Origin of the sequence: Streptomyces corynorhini (genome assembly GCF_003346515.1) — a bacterium.
Taxonomy (GTDB): Bacteria; Actinomycetota; Actinomycetes; order Streptomycetales; family Streptomycetaceae; genus Streptomyces; species Streptomyces corynorhini.
Map to the genome: position 1 here is coordinate 1 of NZ_QQNA01000443.1, position 11,561 is coordinate 11,561.

An 11,561-nucleotide genomic window follows, 5' to 3' on the forward strand; every position below is an offset into this window, starting at 1 on the left:
CCGTCGGCCGGACGGGACTCCCGCCGTACGCCCCAGTGGTGTCGGGGCCAGGACAGGACCTGGTGCGTGCCGACGACGCTACGCGGTCGGACGGCGAGGACGCCCACCGCCCGTCGCCCCGGGCGCCCCGGGCGCCTCGCACGCCCCCACCGTACGCGGGCCGCCGCGCCGGAACTCCGCGTCGGCCCTACCGGTGGCGTCGGCCGTACGGTCCCTCGGCCGCGCCCGGCGGCTCCCGCCGGGCGGCCGGATGCCGGAAGCTGTCATATGTGAGCCATATCGCCCGTGCCCGCGCCGTCCCACCGCGCCCGCTTCATGTCCAGGCGCGGCAGATGCCCCTCCGCCGAACGCGCGGCCTCGCGCAGCGGCGTGCCCTCCTCGCGGTAGTGGTCCAGGGCCCGCAGCTCGTGCCCGGCCAGCAGCGCGCCGTCGGAGCGGACCACCCGCCACCAGGGCACGGCACCGCCGTAGAGCGCCATCGCCCGGCCCACCTGGCGCGGGCCGCCGTCGCCGAGCCACTCCGCGACATCGCCGTACGTCATCACCCTTCCGGGCGGGATCAGCTCCGCGACGTCCAGCACCCGTTCCGCGTAGTCGGGCAGCGCGGCGGCACCGGCCGCCGGGCCTCCGCCGCCCCCGGCTTCCGTCCCGGCCCCGGCTTCCGTCCCGCCCCCGGCATCGTCGTTCCTCATCCGCTCCATCCTGCCGCATCCCACCGACAGCGGGCCCTGGGCCGTCCGCACGCCGTGTTCCGGCGCGTACGGGCGGTCACCGCGGGCGCGTACGTAGACAAAGGGCCGCATCTCGCGCGTCCGATGCCCCCGCAATGCACCCTGATGCCCCCGTCTGTCATCCGCTCGTGCCACCATCATCCGGGCGGTGACTGGTGATACGAGATCAAGAAGAGACCGATTCGGCGGAGGGACCAGCCGTGCAGCCTTCCGAGGCGGCCGGCACCTCCGGCCCGCCGTCGCGCCCGGACGCCGGAGCGGATACCCCGGATCCGCCCCGCGCGGGGCCCGGTGACGTGTCCCGCGACACGTCCCGCGGCACGTCCGGCGACACTCCCGGCCACCTGCCGTCCGCCGACGCCTCCCGCCCCGACGAGAAGGACAAGAGCGAGAAAGACGAGAGCCGGCGGGACGAGAGCGAGCGGGACGAGAGCCAGGGCGCCACCCACGCCGACCGTGTCTCCGGTGACGAGCCGCTGCTCGCCGCCCGGGTCCACCGCCCCTCCGATCTGCTGCGGCTGCTGATCGGCGTCCTCGCCATCGCCCTCCTGCTCGGTCTCTCCGCCTTCGCCCACGGCACCACCACCGGGCTGGAGCACGACATCAGCAAGGGGACAGGACAGGCCCCCGACCTGATCGTCAAACTGGCCGGGCTGGTCTCCAGCATCGCCGTCCTGCTCGTCCCGGTCGCGTTCGCCATCGAGCGGCTGATCAAACGCGACGGCCTGCGCATCGCCGACGGCGTGCTCGCCGCCGTCCTGGCCCACGGCGTGACGCTCGCGACCGACCTGTGGGTCGCCCGCGCCGCGCCGGAGTCCATCGAGGCGGCGCTGACCCGGCCGCAGCTCGGCGGCGCCGGGATCACCGACCCCGTACACGGCTATCTCGCGCCCGTCATCGCGTACATGACGGCCGTGGGGATGGCCCGCAGACCCCGCTGGCGGGTGGTCCTGTGGGTGGTGCTGCTGCTCGACGCCTTCGCGATGCTGGTCGCCGGGTACACCACCCCGTTCTCGATCATGCTGACGGTCCTGATCGGCTGGACCGTCGCCTACGGCACGCTCTACGCGGTCGGCTCCCCCAACGTACGGCCGACCGGGCAGACCCTGATGGCGGGTCTGCGCCATGTCGGCTTCCGCCCGGTCAGCGCGATGCGCGCCGAGGACGTCGCCGACGCCAGCGAGCAGGGCGACCGGGGCCGCCGCTATCTGGTCACCCTGGAGGACGGGCCACCGCTCGACGTCACCGTCGTCGACCGCGAACAGCAGGCGCAGGGCTTCTTCTACCGGGTCTGGCGGCAGCTGACGCTGCGCTCCATCACCACCCGCAGATCCATCCCCTCCCTGCGCCAGGCGCTCGAACAGGAGGCGCTGCTCGCGTACGCGGCCATCGCGGCCGGGGCCAACGCGCCCAAGCTGATCGCCACCTCCGAGCTGGGTCCCGACGCCGTCATGCTCGTCTACGAGCACCTGGGGGCCCGCTCGCTGGACTCGCTGCCGGACGCGGAGATCACCGACGAGCTGGTCCGGGGCGCCTGGCGCCAGGTCAAGGCGCTCCAGTCACGGCGCATCGCGCACCGCAGACTCACCGGTGACGCGCTCGTCGTGGACCGTACGGGCAAGGTGATCCTCACCGAGCTGCGCGGCGGCGAGATCGCGGCGGGCGACCTGGTGCTGCGCATGGACACCGCCCAGACCCTCACCACGATGGGGCTGCGGGTGGGCGCGGAGCGCTCCGTCGCCGCCGCCGTCGAGGTGCTGGGCCCTGATGCCATCGCCGACTCGCTGCCGCTGCTCCAGCCCATCGCGCTGAGCCGCTCCACGCGCGCGACGCTGCGCCGACTGGCCCGCGAACGCTCGCAGCGCGAGCGGGACGCGGTGCTCCAGGCGTCCGAGACGAACAAGCGCGCCAAGGTGGCCGAGACGGTCGCCGCCGACGGCGACCGCAAGGCCGCGCGGAAGTCCCTGCGGGCGGAGAAGCAGGCGGAGAAGCGGGCCATAGACGAGGCGCTGGACGAGGCCCGCGAGGAGGATCTGCTCTCGCAGATGCGCAAACAGGTGCTGCTGATCAGACCGCAGGCCCCGGTCGAACCCGTCAGGCTCGAACGGATCAAGCCGCGTACGCTCCTCAGCTTCATCGCCGGGGCGGTCGCCGCGTACTTCCTGCTGACGCAGATCACCCAGGTGGACTTCAGCACGGTCGTCAGCGACGCGCACTGGGGCTGGGTGCTCGCGGCGCTCGCGTTCTCCGCGCTGAGCTACGTCGCGGCGGCGATGAGCCTGCTCGGCTTCGTCCCGGAGCGGGTGCCCTTCCGGAAAACGGTGATGGCGCAGGTAGCGGGCTCCTTCGTCAAGATCGTCGCCCCGGCGGCGGTCGGCGGCGTGGCGCTCAACACCCGCTTCCTCCAGCGCGCCGGGGTACGGCCGGGGCTCGCCGTCGCCAGCGTCGGCGCGTCGCAGCTGTTCGGGCTCGGCGCGCACATCATGCTGCTGCTGTCCTTCGGCTATCTGACGGGTACGGAGAAGACCGCGTCGCTCACCCCGTCCAGGACCGTCATCGCGGGGCTGCTGACGGTCGCCGTGCTGGTCCTGGTCGTGACGGCCATCCCGTTCCTGCGCAAGTTCGTGGTGACCCGGCTGCGCTCGCTGTTCGCCGGGGTGGTGCCGCGCATGCTGGACGTCCTCCAGCGGCCGTTGAAGCTCCTCACCGGCATCGGCGGGATGCTGCTGCTGACCGGCGTGTTCGTGATGTGTCTGGACGCCTCGATCCGGGCCTTCGACAACGGCAACCAGCAGCTGAGCTACGCGAGCATCGCGGTCGTCTTCCTCGCGGGCAACGCGCTGGGCTCGGCGGCGCCCACCCCGGGCGGGGTCGGCGCGGTCGAGGGCGCGCTGACGCTGGGTCTGCTGGCGGTCGGGCTGCCGAAGGAGGTCGCCGCGCCCGCGGTGCTGCTGTACCGGCTGCTGACGCTGTGGCTGCCGGTGCTGCCGGGCTGGCTGAGCTTCTCGCACCTCACCCGCAAGGGAGAGCTATAGGCCCGCCCTTGGGGCGGACGGCGCTGCTTTGAAGGCAGGGCCCAGGCCCTGCCTTCAAAGTCCCGCCTGGCGCGCGACGCCTGCCCCGCGACGCCTGGCGCGCACTCGCCGCGTTGTCGGAACGCCCGGGTACGTGTTGTCGGAGTCGCCCGGGTACGCGTTGTCGGAGCGCCCGGGTACGTGTGGTCGGAGTCGCCCCGGTACGCGTTGTCGGAGCGCCCGGGTACGTGTGGTCGGAGTCGCCCCGGTACGTCCCGTACGCGGGCGCTCCGCCGCCCGCGTCCACTCGCATGGCCCGCCGCCCCGCGCGGGCCGCCGGGCCTGCCCGCACGATGGAGACATGCCAACCTTCTCCGCCCGGCGCGGCACGGCTCTCGCCGTCACCGCCGCCGCACTGCTGGCCGCCTCCGGATGCTCCGACGGCGGGACCTCCCGCGGCGGGAACTCGGGAGGGGGCAACTCCCCCACCGGGTCGTCCCGGAGCGCCGACGCCCCCGGCAAGCTCGCCTCCCAGCGGCTCGACTGGAAGGCGTGTCCCGCGCCGTCGGCCTCGGAGGGCGGCGGGCCCTCACCGTCCCCGCTGCCCGGCGGCACGCCGTGGGAGTGCGCCACCATGAAGGTGCCGCTCGACTACGCCAAGCCGGACGGTGACACGATCGACCTGGCCCTCATCCGGGCCGAGGCCCGCGACAAGAAGCGGCGGATCGGCTCGCTCGTCTTCAACTTCGGCGGCCCCGGCGGCTCGGGCATCACCGGGCTGCCCGCCTTCGCGAACGACTACGAGAAGCTCCGCGCCCGCTACGACCTGGTCAGCTTCGACCCGCGCGGGGTCGGTCTCAGCGCCGGTGTCCGGTGCGAGAGCGACAAGCGGCTCGACGCGTACTTCGCGCAGAACGGTTCACCGTCCACCCCCGCCGAGCAGAAGACGTACGTCAAGGGGCTGGCCGACTTCGCCGCCGCCTGCGAGAAGAACTCAGGCAAGGTCCTCCCGTACGTCGGTACGACCAACGCCGCGCGCGACATGGAGCTGATGCGCCAGGTCCTCGGGGACAAGAAGCTGCACTACTTCGGGATCTCGTACGGCACCGAACTGGGCGGCGTCTACGCGCACCTGTACCCGAAGTCCGTGGGCCGCGCGGTCTTCGACGCCGTGGTCGACCCCACCCAGGACTCCGAGCAGGGCTCGCTCGGCCAGGCGAAGGGCTTCCAGCTCGCCCTGACCAACTTCGAGAAGGACTGCGTGGCGCGCGGCAGCGCCTGCAAGCTGCCGGGCACCACGCCCAAGGAGATCGAGTCCTTCATCACCGGGCTGCTCGACCGGATCGGCAAGCAGCCCGTCACCGGCATCGGCAACCGGAAGCTGACCGGGACCCAGGCGACCAACGGCATCGCCCAGTCGCTGTACTCGAAGGACTTCTGGCCCTATCTGGAGCAGGGTCTCGACGAGGCGGACGGCGGCAACGGCGCCCTGCTGCTCGCCCTGTCCGACTCGATGAACGGACGCGACCAGTACGGGAAGTACAGCAACATCCAGGCGGCCAACGCCGCGGTCAACTGCGCCGACTCCAAGGAGCGCTACACGCTCGCGCAGACGAAGGCGAAGCTGCCCGAGTTCCGCAAGGCGTCGCCCGTCTTCGGTGACTTCCTCGGCTGGGGGCTGATGAGCTGCTCCAAGTGGCCGGTGCCCGGCGAGTGGACCCACCCGGACGTCAGCGCGCACGGCTCGGCGCCGATCGTGATCATCGGCAACACCGGGGACCCGGCGACGCCGTACGCGGGCGCCAAGGCGATGGCCGACGCGCTGGGCAAGGGGGTCGGCGTGGAGGTCACGTACCACGGTCAGGGCCACGGGTCGTACGACAGCGGCGACAAGTGCGTCCAGGGCGCGGTCAACGGCTATCTGCTGGACGGCAAGGTCCCGGCGGCCGGTACGGTCTGCCGCTGACGCTCCGGGAGAGCGCCGGTAACGGCGGCGGGGCCGGCACACATGCGGTAGGTGTACCGGCCCCGCCGCCGTACGGCCGGGATCTTCGGCGGACGGCTCAGTAGACGGGCTTGCTCGGCTCGATCTGGTTCACCCAGCCGATGACTCCGCCGCCGACGTGCACCGCGTCGGAGAAGCCCGCCGACTTGAGCACCGCGAGGACCTCCGCGCTGCGGACACCCGTCTTGCAGTGCAGGACGATCTTCTTGTCCTGCGGCAGCGTCTCCAGGGCGGTGCCCATCAGGAACTCGTTCTTCGGGATCAGCTTGGCGCCGGGGATCGAGACGATCTCGTACTCGTTCGGCTCCCGGACGTCGATGATCTCGATGTTCTCACCGTCGTCGATCCACTCCTTGAGCTGCTTGGGAGTGATCGTCGACCCGGCCGCCGCCTCCTGCGCCTCCTCGGAGACGACGCCGCAGAACGCCTCGTAGTCGATCAGCTCGGTGACCGTGGCGTTCGGGCCGCAGACCGCGCAGTCGGGGTCCTTGCGGACCTTGACCTGGCGGTACTGCATCTCCAGGGCGTCGTAGATCATCAGCCGGCCGACCAGCGGGTCGCCGATGCCCGCGAGGAGCTTGATCGCCTCGGTGACCTGGATGGAGCCGATGGACGCGCAGAGCACGCCCAGCACACCGCCCTCGGCGCAGGAGGGGACCATGCCGGGCGGCGGGGGCTCCGGGTAGAGGCAGCGGTAGCAGGGGCCGTGCTCGGACCAGAACACGCTGGCCTGGCCGTCGAACCGGTAGATCGAGCCCCACACGTACGGCTTGTCCAGCAGCACGCAGGCGTCGTTGACCAGGTAGCGGGTGGCGAAGTTGTCCGTGCCGTCCACGATCAGGTCGTACTGCGCGAAGATCTCCATCACGTTCTCGGCCTCAAGCCGCTCTTCGTGAAGGATCACGTTCACATAAGGGTTGATGCCGAGGACGGAGTCGCGGGCGGACGCGGCCTTGGAGCGGCCGATGTCGGCCTGGCTGTGGATGATCTGCCGCTGCAGGTTCGACTCGTCGACCTCGTCGAACTCCACGATGCCGAGCGTGCCGACACCGGCCGCGGCCAGGTACATCAGCGCCGGGGATCCGAGACCTCCGGCGCCCACACAGAGCACCTTGGCGTTCTTCAGCCGTTTCTGACCCTCCATCCCGACGTCCGGGATGATCAGATGACGGGAGTACCTGCGGACCTCGTCGACGGTCAGCTCGGCAGCGGGCTCGACCAGGGGTGGCAACGACACAGAGACCTCAACAAGGGGGTTGGTCGGTCGGTCAATACGGATGTTCTCCCTGTAACACTGCCACGGCCCCTCTCATTCCGAGACACCCGGTCCGACTCGCGAGACGATCTCGTCCCAGTAGCCGGGCAGCGCCTCGAAGGGGCTGCCGTGGACCGTCCGGCCCTGGTCAGCGGTGCGGTCGGTGAAGAAAATGGTGCCCGCGCCCTGCCAGCGGGCGATCCGCATGGCCTCCTCCAGATGGGTGCGCGGCACCCCGTGGACGAGATGGACGAACCGCTCGGCGGGGTAGTCCGCCGTCCAGGGAGCCGCCTGTGACCAGCGGTAGTCCGTCCACGGTCCGCAGAAGGTGACCAACTGGTCGGCGGCACCCGCGTATCCGGGGTACGGATGCCTGCCGTGCCCGAGGACGAGGTAGCCGCCGTCGTACGCGCGGCCGTGGGCCTGCTCGGGCGGGCTGCCGGGTCCGTCGTCGAGCATCGCCTCCAGGACCGCCGTCATGCGCCGTACGTCGGCCAGCTCCGCGCGGCCCGCCGGGCAGCGGTCGAGGTAGAACCCGCTGACGCGGTACCAGTCCAGGAACCGTCCGGCGTCGGCGGCGATCTCGCCGAAGGGGCGGGCGCCGTACGCCAGGTCGAGATGGCCGAGGACGCGGGCGCCCGCGTTGGTGAGGCGGCCCGCCGCCGCCAGGCAGTGCGGGTCGGGCCGCTCGCCGGGACCGTCCGCGACATTGAGGACGGCCCAGTGCAGCGGTGTGCCCGGCCGGGTCAGCTCGGCCCACTCGACGGGGGCGAGCAGCGGATGCGCGTATCCCGGTGCGCCGAAGCCGAGCCGGCTCCCCTCCGTGGCGGAGAGCCGGCCGTCCGCGCTGGTCAGATGCGGCACGCGGCCTCCATCCAGATATCGGCCAGTGACTCCTCCAGATTGATCCGGGGCCGCCAGCCGAGCCGGTCGCGCGCGGTGCGTACGTCGGCCTGCTGCCAGGCTCCGCAGCCGTCGGGGTACGGGGAGGGTCCGGCGCCCAGGTGCTCGGCCACCGGTTCCGCCCTGGGGTGGCCGATGGTGGCGTGGCCGGGGCGCAGCAGCCTGGGGTCCCCGTGGCCGCCGCCGGGTCCACCGGCGCCCTGGGGCAGGTCGAGTTCGTGCAGGGCGCCGGGGTATCCGGCGACCCTCGCCAGTACGGCGGCCGCGTCCCGGAGCTTGACCGCGCGTCCGGTGCCGATGTTGACGATGCCCTGGGCGGCGGAGAGCGAGGCCGCGTGCACGGCGCGCGCCACGTCGCGTACGTCCACGAAGTCGCGCTGCACGCCGAGCCCGCTGAGCTTCAGCTCACCGTCGCCCGCCTGCATGGCGCGGCGCATCGCCTCGGCGAGGCGGCCCAGCGGGGAGCCCGCGGGGGTGCCGGGGCCGACGGGCGAGAAGATCCGCAGGACCAGGGCGTCGAGCCCGGATCCCAGGACGAGTTCGGAGGCGGCGAGCTTGCTGACCCCGTACGGGCCGCCGGGCCTCGGTACGGCGTCCTCGGCCGTGGAGGAGCCCTGCGGCGAGGGTCCGTACTCGGACGCGCAGCCGAGCTGGACCAGCCGGGCGCCGCAGCCGCTGCGGCGCAGCGCCTCGCAGACGGTGGCGACGGCGACCGTGTTGTGCCGGGTCAGCTCGCGCGCGCCGCCCCGGGTGGCCCCGGCGCAGTTGATGACGACGCCGGGGTGGACGGCGTCCAGGAAGCGGGTGAGCGCCCCCGGGCTGCCACCGGCCAGGTCGAACCGTACGTCGGCGTCGTCGCCCCGGCCGAGGGCGGTGAGGTGGACGGCGGGGTCGGCGAGCAGCCGGTCGGCCACGAAGCGGCCGAGGAATCCGTTGGCGCCGAGCAGCAGGACCCTCATCGCGCGGCCCCTGTGTACCGACGGGCCGGTCGCGCGGCCGGTGCTGGGGAGTGCGGGCTCATCTCTGGTGTCTCCTTCGTTGCTGATGCTTCTTCACTGACGCTTCCGCACCGACGCTTCCGCTTCTTCGCGGAGGCTTCGTCGCGGAGGCTTCTTCGCGGAGGCTTCTTTACAGATGCGGCGGACGCGGTGGATGCGGCGGGCCGCCGGGTTCGGTGTGGGCCGAGGCCCGGGAGAGGACGACGGCGGCGTGGCCGAGGAGCGCGAGGGCGGCGGCCCCGCAGGCCAGCGTGGACACGGCCGCGGGGCCCCCGTTCAGGACGACGGCACGGACGGGCGCGGCGAGGGCGTCGCAGCCGGGGATCCGGCCCGCCAGGGTGGCGGCGCAGGCCAGCGCCTCGGCCGCGCAGGCGGCGGCGAGCCCGGTGGCCGCGGCGTCCGGGAAGCCGTGGACCGTGAGCAGCCGGGCGAGGAGGAAGAGCGTGGCGAGCGCGACGGTGGGGGCGAGCGCGCCGTCGCCGCCGTCGCCGAGGGTCCGCGTCGCGAGCAGCGAAAGACCGGTGACCGCGAGGGCGTAGAGCCCGACGAGGGAGAGCAGCAGGGGCCGGGCGCCGGCGGCGAAGTCGGCGAGTCCTCGGCTGCCGGAGAGCCTGCGGCGTGCCTGTACGGAGAAGAGGTGGGCGCACCAGGCGGCCGGGGCGACGGCGAGGGTGAGGGCGGCCACCGGGGTGAGCGGCGCGGGCCAGGGGCCGTGCGGCCCGCCCGCGACCAGCGCGGCGAGCAGTCCGTCGCCGCACAGGAGGTAGCCGAGCAGCCAGTAGGTCCACAGTCCGGCGGCGGGAACCCTGCGGCCCCGGGCGCGCAGCGGTCCGCGCCGCAGGCAGGCGGAGAGCACGCCGGAGAGTGTGAGGGCCCCCGCCAGTCCTATCGCGAGCCTGCTCTGTCCTGTGCTGTGGTCGAGGGCGACGAGGGTGGTGGCGGCGACGGCGCCGGGCAGCAGCGCGAGGGCCGTCCACCGGGCCCGGCCGGTGGCGGGACGGGACCGGCCGGGCCCGGGGGCGTGCTCGGAGCCGGCGGGCGCGGGCGCGGGTTCCCGGCCGGGGGCGGCGTGCGGTGTGTGGGTGGCTGCGTACACGGGGGCGTAGGTGGGGGCGTGCGCGCCGGAGTGTGAGGCGTACGCGCCGAGCGTCGCGTCGTACGCGCCGAGCGCGGCGCCGTGCGCGCCGCTGTCCGTTCCGTGCGGCACGCGCGCGTACAGCTCCTCGGCGAGCGAAAAGACGTCGCGGTGCCGGAAGCGGGCCGCGGTCCTGTCGGTGATCCCGTGTGCTTCGAGCCCGGCCGCGATCTCCAGCGGGTCGACGGCCCGCTCGCACAGCGCGCGGTGCCGGTGCATCAGCGCCTTGACCGGATCGGCGGGGCCCCGGCGCGGGGCGGGCTTCGAGGCGGGCGTCGGGGCGGGCGTCGCCGGGGACGCGGGGGCCGCGGGGGACGCCGGGGGCCGCGCCGACAGCAGGGCCCGGGAGCGTTCGTCCCAGGGACCCGGACTGCCGGGCGCCGGGGCGCCGGTGGCGGGCGGAGCGGGCGGGGTGGACGGGGCGGTCATGCGGCTTCCTCCGTAGGACGGTCGCGGTCCGCGCGCTCCGCCGGTACCGGGCTGCCCGCCGTCCAGGGGCCGGGGACATGGGTCTCGGGCGGGTGCGCGAACAGCAGCGGCTCCCCGTCGGCGTCGACGGCCTCGGCCCGGCGCCGTACGGGCGCCCGCGCGATGAGTTCCAGGTAGAGGGCGCGGAAGGCGGCGAGGTTCTGCTCGACGGTGAAGAGTTCCAGCGCGCGGGCGCGCGCCGCCGCGCCGAGCCGCGCCCGGCGCTCAGCGTCGCGCAGCAGCGCGACGCAGGCGTCGGCGAGCGCCCGGGGGTTGCGCGGGGGCACCACCAGCCCCGTACCGCCGATGACCTCGACCACCGCGCCGACGTCCGTGGAGACCGTGGCGCGGGCGCAGAACATCGCCTCGACCAGGCTGACCGGGAAGCCCTCGACCACGCTGGAGAGGACGACCACACCGGCCGCCGCGTAGACGGCGGGCAGGTCGGGTGCCTCGGGGCCGCCGATCTCCTCGAAGGAGACGGGGTTGTCCCCGACGGCGTGCGCGTCGGCCGCCTCGTCGGGGAAGAGATGGGCGGCGAGCACCCGGCAGTGCGCGAGGTAGGCGGCGGCCTCGGGGCCCGCGACGGGCGCCCCCACGATCCGCAGCCGCGCGTCCGGCTCCGCGGCGCGGATCTCGGCGAAGGCGTGCAGCAGCGAGATCAGGTCCTTGCCGGGGCCGATCCTGCCGACCCAGACGAGCGTCGCCGGGTCGCCGCCCCCCGCGTCCGCGCCCGTGCCGTCCGCGTCGTCGCCCACCCCGTCGCCCACCCCGTCGAAGCGGCGTGTCTCCATGCCGGGGTAGACCGTGCGCAGCTTGGCCCGGTCGGCGCCGCACCGCTCCTGCCAGCGCCGGGCGTGGACGTTGCCGGGGGTGATGACGTCGGCCTCCCGGTAGACCTCGGCGGCGAGCAGCCCGTGGAAGGAGGCGAGGAGCGCGCGGACCGGCGTACGGACCGGCGCGGGAAGCGCGGTGGGCGCGTCGGCGCGCGTGCCGTCGCCAAGAGCGCCCGGCGCACTGGTGGCGAGGTAGTGCGCCCGCAGCCGTACCCC

At 73.7% G+C, this 11,561-nt stretch carries 8 protein-coding genes; 2 read left to right on the forward strand and 6 right to left on the reverse strand.

The window, feature by feature from the left end:
• Positions 1-263: 263 nt before the first annotated feature.
• Entirely contained in the window at positions 264-692 is a 429-nt protein-coding gene (locus tag DVH02_RS36665) for an MGMT family protein (RefSeq protein ID WP_325051425.1), read from the reverse strand.
• 239 nt (positions 693-931) lie between these two features.
• Here DVH02_RS36665 and DVH02_RS34230 point away from each other — a divergent pair, with 239 nt between their 5' ends.
• The gene (locus DVH02_RS34230) at positions 932-3,766 is read left to right on the forward strand and encodes a lysylphosphatidylglycerol synthase domain-containing protein (protein WP_114627716.1); all 2,835 of its coding nucleotides are present in this window, start codon (positions 932-934) and stop codon (positions 3,764-3,766) included.
• 340 nt (positions 3,767-4,106) lie between these two features.
• Positions 4,107-5,711 carry an alpha/beta hydrolase gene (locus DVH02_RS34235; protein ID WP_114627717.1) on the forward strand — a complete coding sequence of 535 codons (1,605 nt, stop codon included), beginning with the start codon at positions 4,107-4,109 and terminating at the stop codon, positions 5,709-5,711.
• Positions 5,712-5,808: 97 nt separating this feature from the next.
• On the opposite strand, the gene moeZ is transcribed toward DVH02_RS34235, so the two are convergent.
• The 5 genes from moeZ to DVH02_RS34260 form a co-directional block, all read right to left on the reverse strand.
• Positions 5,809-6,987 carry an adenylyltransferase/sulfurtransferase MoeZ gene (moeZ, locus tag DVH02_RS34240; RefSeq protein WP_114627718.1) on the reverse strand — a complete coding sequence of 393 codons (1,179 nt, stop codon included), beginning with the start codon at positions 6,985-6,987 and terminating at the stop codon, positions 5,809-5,811.
• 72 nt (positions 6,988-7,059) lie between these two features.
• Complete coding sequence (locus tag DVH02_RS34245) at positions 7,060-7,869, reverse strand: spherulation-specific family 4 protein (protein ID WP_114627719.1); 810 nt, start codon at positions 7,867-7,869, stop codon at positions 7,060-7,062.
• Positions 7,857-8,867, reverse strand: a complete 1,011-nt coding sequence (locus DVH02_RS34250) for an NAD-dependent epimerase/dehydratase family protein (RefSeq protein WP_114627720.1) — start codon at positions 8,865-8,867, stop codon at positions 7,857-7,859. Before DVH02_RS34250 ends, DVH02_RS34245 begins: the two co-directional genes overlap by 13 nt.
• A gap of 169 nt (positions 8,868-9,036) precedes the next feature.
• Complete coding sequence (locus DVH02_RS36670) at positions 9,037-10,470, reverse strand: hypothetical protein (RefSeq protein ID WP_233518642.1); 1,434 nt, start codon at positions 10,468-10,470, stop codon at positions 9,037-9,039.
• The coding region (locus DVH02_RS34260; protein WP_114627721.1) for a glycosyltransferase at positions 10,467-11,561 on the reverse strand (1,095 nt) is incomplete at its 5' end. The genes DVH02_RS34260 and DVH02_RS36670, both read right to left, overlap by 4 nt.

Bases quoted from the DNA above. Each gene is read 5' to 3' on its own strand.
- DVH02_RS36665 (WP_325051425.1), bottom strand. From the start codon at position 692: ATGAGGAACGACGATGCCGGGGGCGGGACGGAAGCCGGGGCCGGGACG.
- DVH02_RS34235 (WP_114627717.1), top strand. From the start codon at position 4,107: ATGCCAACCTTCTCCGCCCGGCGCGGCACGGCTCTCGCCGTCACCGCC.
- DVH02_RS34250 (WP_114627720.1), bottom strand. From the start codon at position 8,867: ATGAGGGTCCTGCTGCTCGGCGCCAACGGATTCCTCGGCCGCTTCGTG.
- DVH02_RS36670 (WP_233518642.1), bottom strand. From the start codon at position 10,470: ATGACCGCCCCGTCCACCCCGCCCGCTCCGCCCGCCACCGGCGCCCCG.